This is a genomic window from uncultured Boseongicola sp. (genome assembly GCF_937988555.1).
GTDB lineage: Bacteria > Pseudomonadota > Alphaproteobacteria > Rhodobacterales > Rhodobacteraceae > Boseongicola.
This window is the reverse complement of the sequence record NZ_CALJXO010000186.1, coordinates 1-17,225: the sequence shown is the minus strand read 5'-3', so window position 1 is coordinate 17,225 and position 17,225 is coordinate 1. Positions and strand designations below refer to the sequence as shown.

Genomic DNA, 17,225 nt, shown 5'->3' with positions numbered 1-17,225 from the left:
GGAGGGATCAGCCGTCAGCTGCAGCCATAAGATCGGCCTTCATCTGTTCAAGAATCGCAGCACCGGAGTCGCCGGTCATCTCGATGAATTTGGCCTCAACTTCGGAAGCCGCCGCCTTAAAGCAGGCACGCTCGTCTTCAGAGAGAACAGTAACAGTCATCTCAGGCTTAGCTTCCATGATCTTGGCAAGCTCAGTGGCAGCCAGACCGTCCTGATACTCAACAATGAAGTCATAGGCCGCATCTGTCGCATCCTGAATGACCTTTTGCTCGTCGCCCGAAAGCCCGTCATAAAAGTCGAGGTTGGCCATCAGAGCCGTGGTGAAGTTGTTGTGCCCGGCATAAGTGATATAGTCGGTTACTTCGTAAAGTTTGGTCGAATAGAGGAAGAATGTCGGGTTTTCCTGGCCCTGAATAATGTTGGTTTGCAGAGAACCATACACCTCGCCCCAAGGAAGCGGTGTCGGGATCGCGCCAAATGCTTTGTAGCTCTCTACCAAAAGCGGGTTGGTCATTACGCGGAATTTGACCTCGTCAAGGTCAGCACAGCTTTTGACCGGTGCCTTGGTCGTCATAGCGACTTCGCCTTCGGGGTACATCTGCAAGAGCTCAAGCCCTTGGGCAGCGTAAAGCCCTTGAAAATCTTCGTTTATCGCCTTGCTGTCGCGAAAGAAGCGCGCAAGTTGCGCCTGATCTGTGGGCAGAAGGTAAGGAACGAAAAATACCTGCGCCTCAGGGATCAGCGACCCGGTGAAACCGGGCGATTGGTTGACGAACTGCAGGATGCCAGCTTGCGCCTGCTCCATGATATCTGCGGATTCACCGAGCGTTCCGAAAGGGAACAACTGGATTTCATGATCCGAATTTGCCTCAACATACTCTTTAAATTTCTGGGCAAACTGGCCCTGGACCTCGTCCAGCGACTCTTCGAATGCATAGCGCCATGTGTCTGCTGAAGCGAAAGTTCCTACAAAGACCAAGGCCGTCGCACCGGCGAGTATTTTCTTCAAGTTCATCGTTATAACCTCTCTGTTTTACGGATCTGCAACCAAGTCTGCTGGTCGCGGGCACAGCACGTGCGCCCGTCCGTGTTTTTTAGAGTGAAAAGCAATAAACACGCTGGCCATCAGTCACGCACAGGCCGTCAGCCGCGCACACTTCTACATCCCCACTACGCAATTGGTTTAGCAGCCCAGCAATCATGTCAATTTATATATTGAACCATGACAATTTGTCGGATCAGCAAATCCGACCTGATAGCAACCATCGCTCAAATAGTAAGCAATGCTTTCTCAGGTGCTGCTTGCAGCAGTCGAACAAGAATTTTTAACCCCTCCTCCAGCTCACCTTCGCTTCCCGCACCAAGGCAGACGCGAACGCCAGGTGGAATACTTAACCCCTCAGCAGCGAAGTTCGAACCTGCCGCGACTGCCACTCCGTCATGGCGCGCGAGAGCGACAAAGTCGTCCTCTCGCCAGCGATCTGGCAACGGCAACCAAACATGCATTCCGTTTTGAGAGGCGCTGTAGGGAATGTCTTGAAGGATCTTGGCGGCAATCTGGTTGCGTCGCCCCAGTTGCGTTCTCTGCCACTCCAATAGCTCGTTTGCGGTGCCATCTTTAATCCAGCGGCTGGCGATCTCAGCGATCAGTGGTGTTGCCATCCAGTTTGTCACGAGGTGGCGGCTACGCGCGGCGTGGACCTTTGACTGCGGAATTACCAGCCAGGCAATGCGTAGGCCTGGAAGTATGCACTTCGACATACCCGTAAAGTAAAATGTTCGCTCTGGCGCCAGCGTCACAATAGGCGGCGTACGGTCTGGTTGCAGCGGCCCCCAAGCATCATTTTCGATAATCCAAACAGAATGCTTTCTTGCGATATAAACAAGCGCTTTTCGCCTCTCCATCCCCATAACCGCTGCTGTTGGGCCCAATCCTGCAGGCAGGACACTCAACACCTTGACCGGCCCATTCACGCACGCGCGTTCAAAGGCTTCAGGCAAGATACCCTCAGCATCCATCGCCAGACCTGAGAGCTTCAAGCCGAGTATGGAGGTTAAAGAAACCATGGTATGGTGCCCCATCTCTTCGGCGACCACTACGTCACCGGGCATGGCTGCCGTCATGAGAGCGCAGGTCATTGCCGAGGTGTTGCCGTTTGTCGGAAGTATCCCGTCTCGCCCATCAACCTGCACGCCACATTTAACCAGCCAGTTGCGCGCATGCGCGCTATGGCCAATCAGCGCCTTACGCGGTCGGAATGAAAATACTGCATCGTATGGAAGATTCTCACCCATCTCCTTCAGAGAATGAGCGATGTGGCTCGCATGGATCTCATCGAACACTGGAACCAACATTGATAAGTCGATTACGTCTTCATGATCCGCAGGGCGCTGCCACGGCAGCTGCGCTTCAGTTGGATTTGACAGAACGTAGCTGCCTCGGCCGACATGCCCTGAAATCACACCGAGGCGCGCCAATTCCTCATAGGCCCTGCTGACGGTCTGGACACTTATCTCAAGTTCGAATGCCAGTGCCCGATGCGTTGGCAACTTCGTTCCAGACTTGATCTCTCCCGCCTCAAGCGCGCGAACAAGACATTGCGCGAGGGAATGATAAACCGGACGTGTAAGGCTTTCTCGATCTGGCGGCCAAATTGCCATGATTCAATATAGGCCAGAATTCTGACATTTGACAAGATCAATTCAAGGAGCGTAGCTGCGTCATGGCGATAGCTCTTGATCCACGTGACATACGAATACTCGAGGTCCTCACATCCGAGGGGCGCATCTCAAAATCCGAGTTGGCACGCCGTGTTAACCTCTCGCCCTCACCTTGCTGGGAGAGGATAAAACGACTGGAAAAGGCCGGGCTCATCAAGGGCTATCATGCTGAGATTGATCTTGTGCGTCTGTCTGTCCATGTCGTCATCTTTGTTGTCCTTGAGCTGGAGTCACATCGCGCGGAGAACTTTCGCATCTTTGAGAACGCGATCGAAAAATATCCGGAGGTCACGGGATGTTGGGCAATAGGCGGCGGCGTCGACTATTTGATGCAAGTTGTGACCCTGGATATCAACAGTTACCAACGCATGATTGATGAATTGCTCGAAGCGAAAGTCGGGTTAAAGCGCTACTTCACATATGTCGTCACCAAGGAGGTGAAGTCCGCTGCGCCCGCGCTGGCGCATTTACTGGGACAACAGAGCGAATAAGACGTTCGCGCGGCAAAAACAGAAAAATCCGCTGTCCAAGCCACGAAATTCAAAAAAACTGTCTGTGTTCTATAAGCTAAAGTCGAGCCGAGTCCCGTTGATCACAGGATACATCATGCCCATCACCGCTCAGCTCGAAAGCCCCAAGGGCGTAGACCTATCAGATCCGAAGCTGCTCAGAAACTTTTCCTATATCGACGGTCGCTGGGTCGCCGCGGAGTCTGGCGCAACCTTTGCGGTGACAGACCCCTCGGACGGCGCCCGCTTAGGAGATGTGGCCAAACTGGATGGCAAGGACAGTGCGAAAGCAGTGGATGCTGCTCAGGACGCATTTCGAACGCGGTCTTCGATGCTGCCGCAGGACCGCTCACAACTCCTGCGCCGCTGGTTTGATCTGATGCTGGACTCCAAGGAAGACCTTGCCAGAATCATGGTCGCCGAACAGGGCAAACCGCTCTCTGAAGCACTCGGAGAGATCGACTACGCAGCTGCGTTTGTGGAATATTATTCCGAAGAGGCCAAGCGTCCGAATATTGAGGGTGTGACCAGCCATTTGCCCGATGCAGAGGTGGAGGTGTGGCTTGAACCCATCGGTGTTGTCGCACTGATCACGCCTTGGAATTTCCCGACCGCTATGTTGACGCGCAAGGCAGCGGCGGCGTTGGCTGCGGGATGTACGATCGTGGCGCACCCATCGTCTGAAACCCCATTTTCGGCCACCGCACTTGCCGAGCTTGCAGAACGTGCCGGCATTCCAGCAGGCGTTTTCAATGTCGTCACTGGCAAAGCGTCGACAGTTGTTCCGCCGTGGACCGCAGACAGCCGTGTGCGCGCTCTTTCCTTCACGGGATCAACAGAAGTCGGTCGAATTCTCTACCGTGACAGCGCCGCTACGGTAAAAAAATTGGTGATGGAACTTGGCGGCCACGCACCCGTTATCGTTTTCAAAGGTTGCGATCTGGACGCTGCCGTCAGCGAAACAATCAAAGCCAAGTTTGCGACGTCAGGTCAGGACTGCCTGGGTGCCAACCGCATCTATGTTGATCGCCCCATTTACGAGGACTTCTGCCGCAAATTCACTGCGAAATCGCAGGCTTTAACTGTCGGACGAGGCATAGATAATCCGGATATCGGTCCTCTGATGAATGAAGGAGCCGTGGTAAAACAGGAAGAGCACGTGGCCGACGCTCTGGCAAAGGGTGCGAAACTTGCATGTGGAGGCAAGCGCCACGCGATTGGCGCGTTGTTTTACGAACCCACTGTTCTGACCGATGTGCCTGACAATGCGGCGATTATGTCGCAAGAGACGTTCGGCCCTGTCGCGGCAATCACACCGTTTGACACTGAAGACGAAGTGATCAAGCGCGCCAATGCGACCGAATACGGGCTTGTCGCCTATGTGCACAGCCAAGACCCGCGCCGCATCTACCGTGTCTGCCGCGCGCTGCAATTTGGAATGGTTGCGGTCAATCGCACGAAGGTCACGGGTGCCCCGATCCCGTTCGGCGGCACCAAGCAATCCGGGCTCGGGCGCGAAGGCGCGGGGCTAGGAATGCGCGAGTTTATGGAAATAAAATATGTTTGTAGAGATTGGGGCTAAGAAAATGAGGATGTCATGCTGAGAAACGACCAGCTCGATCATTGGGATCGGGAGAACTTCTTTCATCCTTCCACACATCTTGCGGAATTCGCGCGCGGGAATATCCCACAGCGGATCATCACAGGGGGTAAGGGCTGTCATATAGAGGATCGCGATGGCAACCGGTTTCTCGACGCCTTCGCTGGGCTTTATTGCGTGAATGTCGGCTATGGCCGGGCCGAGATCGCAGAGGCTATCGCAGAACAGGCGCATACGCTGGCCTACTACCATGCGTATGTAGGTCACGGCACCGAGGCGAGCATCACCCTGTCCAAGATGATCATGGATCGGGCACCGGATCATATGTCCAAGGTCTATTTCGGCACGTCCGGCTCGGACGCGAATGAGACCAACATCAAGCTGGTCTGGTATTACAACAACATCCTCGGGCGGCCCGCGAAGAAAAAGATTATCTCGCGCTGGCGTGGCTATCATGGTTCAGGGCTGATGACCGGCTCGCTTACCGGGCTGGATCTGTTCCACAAGAAGTTCGACCTGCCGCTCAGCCAAGTACTGCACACCGAAGCGCCCTACTATTTTCGCAGAGCCGACCTTTCGATGACGGAGGCGGATTTCGTCTCGCATTGCATCGCCGAATTGGAAGCTATGATCGCTCGCGAAGGCGCAGATACAATCGCGGCCTTTATCGGAGAGCCGGCTTTGGGAACCGGTGGGCTTGTCCCGCCGCCCTCAGGTTACTGGCCCGCGGTTCAGACTGTTTTGGACAAGCACGACATACTTTTGATTGCGGATGAGGTTGTTACCGGGTTTGGTCGCTTGGGCACAATGTTCGGGTCAGAGCACTATGGCATCAAGCCAGACCTCATTACCATAGCCAAGGGGCTGACATCAGCCTATGCGCCACTCTCGGGATCAATCGTGTCTGAAAAGATGTGGAAAGTGCTCGAACAAGGCACTGATGAAAATGGGCCCATCGGCCATGGCTGGACCTATTCGGCCCACCCCATCGGGGCCGCAGCGGGAGTTGCGAACCTTAAGCTGATCGACGAACTTAACCTCGTGCAGAATGCCGGCGAAATCGGGGCCTATTTCAAAGCTGCACTGAGCGACGCTTTGGGCGACCACGCGCATGTGGGTGACATTCGAGGCGAAGGCCTAATGTGCGCTGTAGAATTCGTTGAAGACCGCGACAGCCGGACCTTCTTCGACGCCGGGCAGACCATCGGCGCAAAGGTGAACAACGCTCTAATGGCGCGCGGCATCATCAGCCGGGCGATGCCTCAAGGCGATATACTCGGCTTCGCACCACCATTCTGCCTGACACACGCAGAGGCAGATGAAATCGCGGGTAAGCTGACGGCGGCCGTGGCCGAGGTGCTTGGGTGATGTTTTAAAGGGGCAACGGGTATGCCGAAGCGAGCCAGGCTCGCACAAGCCCTTGGTGGCATCGGCCGCACTTCAATCTATGGGCTTATAAAAGCGTGCCCTGGCTTTCCACAACCGGTGAAGGTCGCAGCTGCGACCCGCTTCCGGCATTCGGAAGTCTAGGCTCTGGACCTATCAACAGGCCCAGCGTCAATGGCAGCTTCGACCCAGAGCAGACACTGGCGAAAAATGCGGCAATGACCGAGTTGCGGACAAAGTGAGCCTTCTTTGCGACCGTGCCAACGGCCACTTTCAGAAGACGGTCGTTCTTCGTTCTCAAACAAATTTATCAGTTTGGAGTCTCCGGGCGTACAGAGTCTGCCCTATCAGAAGAAAAGAACCGACGAACATTAGCAAATCGTCGCCGGTATCTTTTAAAGATGCTGGATGCTTAGTTGTTTGCCGTCAAGGGATCGATGATCTGAGAAACCTTCGTGATCTTCGACACGGGAATGCCGCTCAGCTCTGCATGTTTGTTGATATCTTCCTCGCTCTCGGCAAGATAGACACAGAACGTTTTCCCTGCCGCCACATAAGAATGCTGCCACTGGATGCTGGGACCGATAGCGGCAAGTGCCTGATTTGACGCCCGTGCAGCGCCGCAGAGCTCGGTCAGGGAAAACTCGCCGATACCTGGAATGTCACGTTCGATTATAAAGCGGTCCATTTCATCTATCTCCTTTTGCTGGTCCAAATGAGGTCGCTCCATGACCGTGCATGACCGCCGCCTAAAATCAAAACTCAATTTTCTTTAGCTTGATAAAGATTTTCCTTATCAATAACTGTTGAAATTTTGTAAGATAAAGGTAAACTTTACTAATGGTCACCTTAACGCATCTAAAATCGCTCCAAGCAGTCGAATTATCTATCCGTAAGGGGTCACTAAAAGCTGCGGCGGACACGCTTGGCATCACGCCAGCCGCAGTAGGGCAGCGCGTCCGGACGTTGGAAGACTTTCTAGGTGCCGATCTCTTGCTGAGGGGGCGATCTGGATTGCAGCCGACGCCTCAGCTTGAGCACGCTCTTTCTGATCTGCAGCTAGCCTTTGCCGCGCTGGAGCGGGTGACTGATACACTCGATTTTCAACGCGTCAGCGAAATACAGATAGTTGCAGATCCAGATTGGGCTGAGCTTTGGTTGGCACCGCGTATTGACGCCTTCCGTGAAGCACATCCTAACATCTTGTTTTGCATAAACGGGGCGGGAGACGTTCCTCTGAGATTGGGCGCGCCTGATATACGGATCGACTACGGAGAAGGATCTGGTGAGCCACTGTTCACCGACGCTTTTTTGCCCGTAACCGGTCCCGACAACCCGCGCCGCATTGCCGATTGGGACCCTGTCCTACAGATGGAAGGAATGCCGCTACTGCACCTGAAAGTACAGCGTGATAACTTGGATCATCCTGGGTGGGTTGAGTGGTTCCAGAAATTCGGCCATCGCGAAAGCGGCCCAGATCGCGGCGTTCATTATCCAAATGCTCGGGTTGCGTTAGAGGCGGTGCGGCAGAACGTGGGTTTTCTGGTATGTGGCCTGTCCTTGGTACTGAGCGATTTAGAGAAAGGTTCGATCGTCAATCCATTTCCTGCGTCTCAGCACCTTACTGCACCACACCCCTACAGGATGCAGATTCGACCTGATGCCGCAAAGAGACCCCAAGTGCAAAGATTTGCCGCTTGGCTCCGCAATATGGCAAGTGAAACGCGCAGTGAAATCCTGCGGTTGGGAAGCCTATAGTTCTGATTGGACGCATAGCAGACACTGGTCTTGGCTGCAGCATCAGTCACTTCGGGCTCGGTGCCGTCATTCCGCACAGGTGCGGAATGACGGCACAGAAACTGAAGTCGTCGCCCAATGGTGCCCCTGTCTTTTCAGTTCGCCGGTTGACAAAAAGTGCCCGCCTAGAAGAGCCTGCTCTATCCGGTAGGCAACAAGCGTGTTGTTGAGCATCATCGGCACAATTAACAGGGACTGATCGGGAATGTATTCGAGGTCAGCGCTGCCCATGTCGAGGTTGAGAAGTAACTCTTTGTTCCCATCATCGGCGATGCGGTAGACGGCCCCGGCGATCCAGTCCGACACAATCCAATTGCCGTCGCCGTCTGGTTCTAGCCCGTCAAGGTTCCCTACGGGATCGCCCGACCCCAAGGGTGCGACACTACCGGTTTCGACGTCCACAGTTATAAGATGCCCACCTGTCTTCGTGGTGAAATCTTGCTGTAAATCGAGGCCCCATGGTGCGACGAGCAGCTGGCCATCACGCATGCTGAGACCGTTGGGGTGCTGGAGCACATCGCCTTCCGCGAGCACAGAGAAATCGCCGTCAGCCAGAACATGGATCTTTTGGGCGATCATGTCCGAGACATAGACCCGGCCCGCTGCATCGAGCGCCGTGTCGTTGAGAAACGATCGCACCTTCGGCAGGCCATGTCCCGGAAATTTCACCTGCTTCAATATCGATAGCGACCAGTCGGTCGATATCGCTCACGTAAAGGGTGGCGCCGTCGCTTACCAACCCCTTGGGTGCGTCCAGCCCGGTGACCCATTTCGCCTCCAGCATCTGTCCGTTGGGACTAACCCGAGAGATGTATCCGTTGCCGTCCTTGGCTGTTGGCTCGCCGTTGATGTTGGAGACGTAGAGAGCGTCTCGCGCCTCGTCAAAGTGCGCGCTCTCGGGTGCTTCGAGGCCTTCGAGCGTCCAGACGACGTCCTGTGCTGCCGCGAGCGAACCGATCAGAAGTCCTGCGGAAATGGCTGCCGTTGTTGAAAAATAATGCATGATAGTCCTCCCTGATATTCTGTGGTGAAAGCGCGTTTCAGAGTATCTTACGCCACGTCAACTTTTTTTGTCATCTGATCGGGATGGACTGTTCAATTTGGCATTCAACGCGCCCAGTTGAGACCCTTGGCCATTTGGCGGAATTGACGGTTATCGCTGGCCGAGATGAGGTCCGGCTTGTTCCGCTGCGCCCACTCTCGATGTCTCAGTTGCGGGACAAGACCGCCATTGGCCAACCAGTCCGATTGGGTGCGTCTCTCAAATTTGAGCGTGAGCTCAAATTGGTAAAAGTCTGTTAACATCTTAGCGCATTGACTTGTGACGGCCCGTCACTGTCTATGAAAATTGTCTCTCAAGCCGACATTCCGCCGGGAACAAACAGATGTTGCATCAACTTTTGGTCCGGATGCTGGAGCTGCTGTTTGACGGCCTTAGCCAAAAAGCGCCCCGCATCTCCAACATCTTCAAGCTCGACAATGATGTTTTCACGGAACGTTTTGAGAATTGGTGCGACTTCCTTGGTGTAGACGTCAATATCTCCACCTAGAACGCGACCTTGCTTCTCAACGGCAACGATGGCCGCGATGGCTCCTTTCGACGACGAGCAGATAATCGCGTCGATCTCGGGGGACTGCTTAAGCCTGCGGGTCACCCAATGGCGTATGTCGTCCGATGGTTGGTCGCTGTTGACGTTTTTTGAGATGTGGTAACGGATGCTAAGGGGACCGGCGTATTGTTCCAGACCTCGCACCATGTCTTGTGCATAATATTGGCTCAACGGAGGCAGGACGGCGAGGACGTTTTCGCGCCCGCGGGTTTTCAGCCGTTTCAACGCATCGCTTATGAAGGCTGTGTTGTCGTAGTCATAGTAGGCATGCTTTTCGCACCAGTTCGTCCGCCCATGCGTGGCAAAAGGGAAGTTTTTCTCCAGGAGATATGCAACGCGGGCGTCCTCTGGTTCGGTCATGTTGAAAATGACGGCATCGGATGAATGGGTTTCAACGATGTATTTTATGGGCCGCAAAGGATCCTCGTCAGGAAACCACGGCAGAATATTGAGGTGAAACTGCGTGTTGCGCAATTCGCCGGCGATTGAGCTTGTCAGCTTTGCGGCGTTGGTCATCACGTCGCCCTCGGCAGGAAGGACGAGCGTGATCACGTTCGTGCGGCCGGTTCGCAGGCGCACCCCGGCGCGGTTCGGAACATATCCGATAATTCGTGCAATTCTTTGAACAAGGTCCTTGGTGTCGTTTCCGATATCTGGCGCATCGCTCAGGGCGCGCGACACCGTCGCGACAGCCATTCCGCTAATTCTCGATATGGTTTTGAGCGTAGGCGTTTCACTGGAATCCACCAGCCGACGAATATCGTCGTCGTTTGCCTTTGCCATTTCGGACGCGATGCGTTTCATCCGGCCACTCCAAGCATCTAGGCAGCAAGGGCTGCAGGGCGCACTTCATTTCTTTCGCCATATGTATCGTTTGTCAGTGCCAGAGCACACCCCAGTTTAGGCACTAACAGAAAATGCTTGCAAGCAGAAACTAAATCGATATAGAAATTTCTGAAACGATTCAGTCATAGGGAGGAACAAACATGAATCGAACTTCCAAATTACTTGCAGCGACCGCAATAGTGGCCGCGTCCAGCGCATCTGCCACTGAACTGGAGGTGATGCACTGGTGGACGTCTGGTGGTGAAGCCGCTGCGGTCCAAGAGTTTGCGGCAGCCTTTGACGCCACCGGCAACACTTGGGTTGATGCTGCGATCGCAGGCGGCGAGTCCGCGCGTGCTGTCATGGTGAGCCGTTTAACTGGTGGTGACCCGATGGGCGCCTTTCAATTTAACCACGGACGTCAGGCAGAAGAGCTGATCGAAGCAGGGCTGCTGCGCGACATCACTGATATTGCAGAAGCTGAGGGTTGGAAGGACATCGTAAACCCATCCACGCTTCTCAATGCGTGCACCGTTGACGGTCGCATCTATTGCGCGCCTGTGAACATCCACTCATGGCAGTGGCTATGGGTTTCGCACAAAGCATATGAAGATGTGGGCGTGAGTGTCCCTACGAACTGGGATGAATTCGTTGCGGCATCGCAAGCATTGGCAGATGCCGGAAAGACGCCGCTGGCGATGGGTCAGCAGGGCTGGCAGCAATCCGGCGCGTTCAACGTGATGTTTGCAGCACTGGTCCCAAGCGAAATCTATCTGTCAGTTTACGGCGACAAAAATGCCGAAGTTGCGGCTGGCGCGGAAGTTGCACGTGTCTTTTCGGCGGCAGCTGACGCCCGCGACATGTCGTCAACGTCCACAGTTCAGAACTGGAATGACGCGACCAACCTGGTCATCACCGGACAAGCCGGTGGTCAGATCATGGGCGACTGGGCACAGGGCGAATTTGCCGTTGCCGAGCAAGTCGCAGGCGAAGACTATAGCTGTCTGCCGGGTCTCGGCGTGACCGAACTTCTGGGAACAGGCGGCGACGCGTTCTACTTCCCGGTTCTGTCTGATGACGCGCAGATTGCTGCACAGTCCGAACTGGCCGCGTTGATGCTGAAGCCAGAAACTCAAGTTGCGTTCAATCTGAAGAAGGGCTCGCTGCCGGTACGAGGCGATATCGACCTTTCCTCGGCCAATGACTGCATGCAGAAGGGCCTCGCCCTGCTGGCGGATGGCGCACTGTTGCCTGACACCAACATGCTGCTCACGTCGGACACGACGAACCAGATCAACACGCTCTTCACCGAGTTTTTTGCGGACGCTTCTATCAGTGCTGCAGATGCGCAGGTGGACTTCGTGAAGATTATCGAGCGCGCTGAGTAAGCAAACCATCGCGTGTCGGCCTGCTGTGAGTGGCAGGCCGACATCTACGGATCTCTGATTGGCAAAGGGGGGAAGCAGATGGCTTCTACACGCCCAAATCAGTTATTTCGCAACAAATCAGCAAAGATTGCAGCGATCCCAATGATCGTGACCGCGCTTTTTGTGTTTGTCGGCGGAACAGCTTGGACTATCGTTTACAGCTTCACCGGTTCAGGCCTTTTGCCGCGTCTCAAGTGGGTCGGACTCGACCAGTACGAGCGGTTGTGGGACACCAGAAAATGGATGATCTCAATTGAAAATCTGGCGATTTACGGGTTTTCGATGCTGATCTTGGTGTTTGTGATTGGCTTCATTTTAGCCGCGCTTCTTGATCAGAAAATCCGTTTTGAGAATACGATCCGCACAGTCATTCTTTATCCATATGCTCTCAGCTTTGTGGTTACGGGCCTGGTGTGGCAGTGGATATTGAACCCCGAGTTCGGTGTTCAGAACATCGTCCGCGGCTGGGGCTGGGAGACGTTCACTTTCGACCCGCTCTACAACGCCGAGATTGCGATTTTCGGCATTCTGATTGCGGGCCTTTGGCAAGGGAGTGGCCTTGTCATGGTGCTGATGCTCGCAGGTTTGCGCGGTATTGATCAGGACGTCTGGAAGGCGGCCCGGGTCGACGGAATTCCGTCGTGGAAGACATATCTATTTATCGTCATCCCAATGATGCGCCCGGTCTTCATCACCACGCTGGTGCTTGTGGTAACGGGGATCGTCAAAATCTACGATCTGATTGTCGCGCAAACCGGAGGTGGACCCGGTATCGCAACTGAGGTTCCGGCCAAATACGTTTACGACATGATGTTCCAGGCCAACAATCTCGGCCAGGCCTTTGCGGCTTCTACAATGATGCTGGTGACGGTGGCGCTGGTTGTCATCCCTTGGGCATTTCTCGAATTCGGAGGCTCGAAGAACCGTGGTTGATACAACATCTCATACCTTTACAGGTCCGCATGGACCCAAGCCCACGAAGGCCTTCTCTCGGCGCAATATCTTCCTTTACGGGACACTGCTTGTGGTCACGCTTTATTACGCGCTGCCCCTTTATATTATGATTGTGACATCGCTAAAGGGCATGCCGGAAATCCGCATGGGCAATATCTTTGCGCCGCCCCTTGAGGTCACCTTCGAGCCTTGGGTCAAAGCGTGGTCTCAGGCCTGCACAGGTCTGACTTGTGATGGGTTAAGCACTGGCTTCTGGAACTCGGTTCGCATCACAATTCCTTCGGTGATCCTGTCGATCATCATTGCCTCGGTGAATGGATATGCGCTCGCCAACTGGAAGTTCAAAGGAGCCAATGTCTTCTTCACTATCCTGATCTTCGGCGCGTTCATTCCGTATCAAGTGATGCTCTATCCGATCGTGATAATGTTGCGCGAAATCGGACTTTACGGGTCCCTGACGGGCTTGGTGATCGTTCACACGGTCTTTGGAATGCCCATCCTGACGCTCTTGTTCCGGAACTACTTCTCATCGCTTCCCGAGGAGTTATTCAAGGCGGCGCGCGTAGACGGTGCAGGATTTTGGGGCATTTACTTCCGCATCATGGTGCCGATGTCTTTACCAATTTTCACGGTTGCGATGATCCTGCAAGTGACTGGTATCTGGAATGATTTCCTCTTTGGTGTCGTTTACACCGGCCCCGAGAGCTATCCCATGACGGTGTCGCTCAACAACATCGTGAACTCCTCGCAGGGCGTGAAGGAATACAACGTCAACATGGCGGCGACGATATTAACAGGTCTAGTGCCTCTGACCATTTACTTCGTCTCTGGAAAACTTTTCGTACGCGGCATTGCTGCCGGCGCAGTCAAAGGCTGATCTCATGACAAATTCAGTTGAAATTAAGAATCTCGACCTTCAATTCGGCGCAATCAAAGTCCTGCAAGACCTCAATCTGGAAATTGGTAAAGGGGAATTTCTTGTACTGCTTGGCTCATCCGGCTGCGGTAAATCAACTTTACTTAACTGCATTGCCGGACTTCTGGACGTCAGTGGCGGACAGATTCATATCAATGGGACAAATGTGACCTGGGCCGAGCCGTCTGAACGCGGCATAGGCATGGTTTTCCAGTCCTACGCGTTATATCCGCAGATGACCGTTGAGGGGAATCTCTCCTTCGGACTGAAAAATGCCAAGCTCCCGAAATCGCAGATCGAAAGCCGCATAAAGCGTGCGGCCGAAGTCCTTCAGATAGAGCCGCTCTTGAAGCGAAAACCTGCCGCTCTGTCCGGTGGCCAACGACAGCGCGTCGCGATTGGCCGTGCATTGGTACGCGATGTCGACGTCTTTCTATTCGATGAACCGCTTTCAAACCTTGATGCGAAGCTGCGCGCCGATTTGCGTGTAGAGATCAAACGTCTTCACCACAGCCTCCAAAATACGATGATTTACGTGACACATGACCAGATTGAGGCGATGACGCTTGCAGATCGCATTGCCATCATGCGGGGCGGCCAGATCATGCAGCTGGGGTCTCCGGACGAGATCTATGGTCGTCCGGTCAACAAGTATGTTGCTGACTTTATTGGCTCACCGTCGATGAATTTCCTTGAGGGCAAGATCAACGAAGGCGCATTTCACGTCGGTGACCTTGTGATCCCGCTTGAGCGGTATGCGTTTGCAGGCGGTGGACCTGTGAACGGCGATACGACGATTGGCATACGACCCGAGCATGTGGTCACCGGCGAACTTGTCGGAAACGCCCCATTCCAGGTCGACGTTGAGATTAGCCTGATCGAACCCACGGGGTCAGATACGCTTGTTGATTGCAAGGTCGCAGGAAAGCACTTCCGCGTCAGAATGGACGGTCAGTCACGCGTTTCTGTTGGGGAGAAACTGCGGATCGGAATCAACCCGGCAATGGCCTCGTTGTTCGATTTGAAATCCGAGTTACGCCTCTGATAAGACCGTCTCAGGCCGTTTGCGACCCGGCCTGGTTTTCTGCGAACGTTAATTATTTCAAGGACTTACTATGCCCCGCATATCTTACCAACTCTATTCCTCGCGAAACTGGGATACGAGCGAGACGTTCAAAATGCTTGCGGATGCAGGCTACAAGGAAGTCGAAGGTGTTGGCCCGCACTATGAGGATTTGGCCAAGACACAGGCGCTCTTGGCGGCGCATGGAATGACAATGCCAACAGGACACTTTGCCCCCGATCTCATTGAGAGCAACTCTGAGAGAGTGATTGAGATCGCACGGGCATTGGGGATCAGCACTGTCATTGCACCTTATCTTGCCGCAGAAAATCGCCCGACGACTCTCGCCGGCTGGAAGGAATTCGCGGCCAGACTTGCGAAGATGAGTGAGCCAATTGTGGCTGCCGGTCTGGAGTTTGCGTGGCACAATCACGAATTCGAGCTGGAGCCTGTCGAGGGTCAAATGCCACTCGATATCATTGCCGAGGCATCTGAGAATATTCAACTCGAGCTTGATATTGCCTGGGTTCATGTCAGTGGCGAGGACCCTGTCGCGTGGCTGAGTAAGTATGCCGGCCGTATCGTTGCGACGCATGTAAAGGATGTTGCCCCAAAAGGTGAAAATGCCGATGAAGACGGCTGGGCGGATGTCGGTTACGGCTCATTGGATTGGGCGGCCATCAAACCTGCAATGGATGCGGCAGGTGTGAACCGGTATGTCGTCGAACACGACAACCCAAGTGATCACAAACGCATGGCCACACGCTCGTTGGCGAGTGTTAAGGCGTTTTGAGGAAGACTTATAATGAAGAAATTTGGAGTTGGAATAATTGGGTGCGGGAACATTGCTTTCTCATATCTGAAACTTGCGCCTTTGTTCCGTTCGATCAACGTGCTGGCGGTCGCCGATCTGAATATGGATGCAGCCGTGGCCCGCGCGGAGGAATTCTCGGTTCGAGCGGAAACGGTCGATGGGCTTTTGGCAGCCAGCGATATCGAGATCATCGTGAACCTGACAATACCGGCGGCGCACTTTGAGGTGACAAGGCAGATCCTTGAAGCCGGGAAGCACGCGTATTCTGAGAAGCCATTTGTATTGACGCTTGAAGAAGGCGAGGCCCTTCGTGAGCTTGCAGCGAAAAAAGGGCTTCGCGTCGGATCCGCGCCGGACACATTTCTGGGCGGCGCACACCAATTGGCGCGTTCAACTATCGACGAGGGAATGGTTGGCGAGATCATCGGCGGGACATGCCACGTGATGTCGCCCGGCATGGAATCCTGGCACCCAAATCCAGATTTCTTTTTTCAACCGGGCGGAGGTCCGATCCTTGATCTAGGCCCTTACTATGTGACCAACCTGGTGCAGTTGATTGGCCCTGTGAAAACCGTGTCTGCCATGGCATCTGCCAGCTCCAAAACCCGGATAATTGGCAACGGTCCGCGCCTTGGCGAAACTGTGCCGGTAGAAACGCCAACAAACATTCACGCGGTGTTGGAGTTCGCAAACGGCGCCCTGATTACACTGGGTGCAAGTTGGGATGTGTGGGCGCATCGGCATAAAAATATGGAGCTCTATGGCACCAAGGGATCACTTTATGTGCCCGATCCGAACTTCTTCGGAGGGGATGTGCTTCTTGCAGAGCAGGGAGACAGTGTGGCTGAAGTTGCTTCGCAGGGTCATCCCTTCGGGATCGAAAACATGGAAGATGGCCGAGGCATTGGTCGCGCCAATTATCGCTGTTCGGGGCTGGCAGAAATGGCGGCGGCGATCGCGGAAGATCGGCCTCATCGCTGTAGCCTTGAACTTGCGACCCACGTTGTTGAGATCATGACGGCGATCCTCCGTTCGGCCGATGAGCGCACCTGGATTGATATGACAACAACTTGCAACCGCCCTGAGCGATTGAGCCCTGAGAAAGCCAAAGCCTTGTTGGTTTGACTCAGAGATACTATCTCTCCCGGTCTTTTGATTTTGGTCAGACAAATGCTGCCGCATAGGCATTCCGATCACTATGAGCCAGTTTTTCCGAGGCAGCGCTTGATTAAAAATGGACTTCGTTCGATCGCGCAGCACCGCAGAGTTATTTCAAACATTTAACCTGGCTGCTGTCGGCTTCCAAAGTCATGGCGTGCTCGGCACGCGTCCGCTGCGAATAACCGGTTTCAGCACTTTACGAGAGATATTGCAGCTTGAACCAACTACTGGGTTGGGCTCAAGCACTAAATCGCTCCGCGATAGGGGCGCTTGTGGCGGGTGTTGCGTTGAATCGGGATTTGTTGGGCAACATGCGCCATTGGCATCCGGTCGTTGCAATGTAGAGGATCGCATCGAACACGTCGCGCAAACGTGTCGTACGCGGTCGACCCGTTTTCTTGGCCGGCGGCATCATCGGCGCGATCAACGCCCATTCCGGGTC

The 17,225-nt window shown here is 54.3% G+C and carries 16 protein-coding genes and 1 pseudogene; 10 read left to right on the top strand and 7 right to left on the bottom strand.

Going from position 1 to position 17,225, the window contains the following annotated elements:
• Positions 1-7 precede the first annotated feature (7 nt).
• Entirely contained in the window at positions 8-1,015 is a 1,008-nt protein-coding gene (dctP, locus tag Q1B15_RS10150) for a TRAP transporter substrate-binding protein DctP (RefSeq protein ID WP_299753589.1), read from the bottom strand.
• A 254-nt stretch (positions 1,016-1,269) separates the two neighbouring features.
• Positions 1,270-2,661: a PLP-dependent aminotransferase family protein gene (locus Q1B15_RS10145; RefSeq protein ID WP_299753587.1), complete on the bottom strand. Its 1,392-nt coding sequence runs from the start codon at positions 2,659-2,661 to the stop codon at positions 1,270-1,272.
• A 68-nt stretch (positions 2,662-2,729) separates the two neighbouring features.
• Between Q1B15_RS10145 and Q1B15_RS10140 the strand changes: the two genes are divergently transcribed.
• The 3 genes from Q1B15_RS10140 to Q1B15_RS10130 all read left to right on the top strand — a co-directional run bounded on the left by Q1B15_RS10140 (position 2,730) and on the right by Q1B15_RS10130 (position 6,198).
• Positions 2,730-3,212, top strand: coding sequence for an Lrp/AsnC family transcriptional regulator (locus tag Q1B15_RS10140; RefSeq protein WP_299753591.1), 483 nt, complete (start codon positions 2,730-2,732; stop codon positions 3,210-3,212).
• A 115-nt stretch (positions 3,213-3,327) separates the two neighbouring features.
• Positions 3,328-4,812, top strand: coding sequence for an NAD-dependent succinate-semialdehyde dehydrogenase (locus tag Q1B15_RS10135; protein ID WP_299753585.1), 1,485 nt, complete (start codon positions 3,328-3,330; stop codon positions 4,810-4,812).
• A gap of 15 nt (positions 4,813-4,827) precedes the next feature.
• Positions 4,828-6,198: an aspartate aminotransferase family protein gene (locus Q1B15_RS10130; protein ID WP_299753583.1), complete on the top strand. Its 1,371-nt coding sequence runs from the start codon at positions 4,828-4,830 to the stop codon at positions 6,196-6,198.
• Between the two features lie 430 nt (positions 6,199-6,628).
• Here the strand turns inward: Q1B15_RS10130 and Q1B15_RS10125 are convergent, their stop codons facing one another.
• Positions 6,629-6,904 (bottom strand): DUF4242 domain-containing protein, encoded by a 276-nt coding sequence (locus tag Q1B15_RS10125; RefSeq protein ID WP_299753581.1) that lies wholly within the window; start codon positions 6,902-6,904, stop codon positions 6,629-6,631.
• A gap of 152 nt (positions 6,905-7,056) precedes the next feature.
• Between Q1B15_RS10125 and Q1B15_RS10120 the strand changes: the two genes are divergently transcribed.
• Complete coding sequence (locus tag Q1B15_RS10120) at positions 7,057-7,974, top strand: LysR family transcriptional regulator (protein WP_299753579.1); 918 nt, start codon at positions 7,057-7,059, stop codon at positions 7,972-7,974.
• Positions 7,975-8,040: 66 nt separating this feature from the next.
• Here the strand turns inward: Q1B15_RS10120 and Q1B15_RS10115 are convergent, their stop codons facing one another.
• The 3 genes from Q1B15_RS10115 to Q1B15_RS10105 form a co-directional block, all read right to left on the bottom strand.
• Positions 8,041-8,592 carry a hypothetical protein gene (locus Q1B15_RS10115; RefSeq protein ID WP_299753577.1) on the bottom strand — a complete coding sequence of 184 codons (552 nt, stop codon included), beginning with the start codon at positions 8,590-8,592 and terminating at the stop codon, positions 8,041-8,043.
• Positions 8,561-9,016 carry a hypothetical protein gene (locus Q1B15_RS10110; protein WP_299753575.1) on the bottom strand — a complete coding sequence of 152 codons (456 nt, stop codon included), beginning with the start codon at positions 9,014-9,016 and terminating at the stop codon, positions 8,561-8,563. The genes Q1B15_RS10115 and Q1B15_RS10110 overlap by 32 nt, the downstream gene beginning before the upstream one ends.
• 352 nt (positions 9,017-9,368) lie before the next feature.
• Positions 9,369-10,427 (bottom strand): LacI family transcriptional regulator, encoded by a 1,059-nt coding sequence (locus Q1B15_RS10105; protein WP_299753573.1) that lies wholly within the window; start codon positions 10,425-10,427, stop codon positions 9,369-9,371.
• 182 nt (positions 10,428-10,609) lie between these two features.
• On the opposite strand from Q1B15_RS10105, the gene Q1B15_RS10100 reads away from it, so the two are divergent.
• The 6 genes from Q1B15_RS10100 to Q1B15_RS10075 all read left to right on the top strand — a co-directional run bounded on the left by Q1B15_RS10100 (position 10,610) and on the right by Q1B15_RS10075 (position 16,747).
• Entirely contained in the window at positions 10,610-11,836 is a 1,227-nt protein-coding gene (locus Q1B15_RS10100) for an ABC transporter substrate-binding protein (protein ID WP_299753571.1), read from the top strand.
• 78 nt (positions 11,837-11,914) lie between these two features.
• Entirely contained in the window at positions 11,915-12,808 is an 894-nt protein-coding gene (locus Q1B15_RS10095; RefSeq protein WP_299753569.1) for a sugar ABC transporter permease, read from the top strand.
• Positions 12,801-13,706 carry a carbohydrate ABC transporter permease gene (locus Q1B15_RS10090; protein ID WP_299753567.1) on the top strand — a complete coding sequence of 302 codons (906 nt, stop codon included), beginning with the start codon at positions 12,801-12,803 and terminating at the stop codon, positions 13,704-13,706. The genes Q1B15_RS10095 and Q1B15_RS10090 overlap by 8 nt, the downstream gene beginning before the upstream one ends.
• Positions 13,707-13,710: 4 nt before the next feature.
• The gene (locus Q1B15_RS10085; protein ID WP_299753565.1) at positions 13,711-14,790 is read left to right on the top strand and encodes an ABC transporter ATP-binding protein; all 1,080 of its coding nucleotides are present in this window, start codon (positions 13,711-13,713) and stop codon (positions 14,788-14,790) included.
• 70 nt (positions 14,791-14,860) lie between these two features.
• Positions 14,861-15,601: a sugar phosphate isomerase/epimerase gene (locus tag Q1B15_RS10080; RefSeq protein WP_299753563.1), complete on the top strand. Its 741-nt coding sequence runs from the start codon at positions 14,861-14,863 to the stop codon at positions 15,599-15,601.
• 12 nt (positions 15,602-15,613) lie between these two features.
• On the top strand, positions 15,614-16,747 hold the full coding sequence (locus Q1B15_RS10075; RefSeq protein WP_299753561.1) for a Gfo/Idh/MocA family oxidoreductase: 1,134 nt from the start codon (positions 15,614-15,616) through the stop codon (positions 16,745-16,747).
• 340 nt (positions 16,748-17,087) lie between these two features.
• Here Q1B15_RS10075 and Q1B15_RS10070 read toward each other — a convergent pair.
• Positions 17,088-17,225, bottom strand: a pseudogene (locus Q1B15_RS10070) (transposase); the annotation flags it as partial.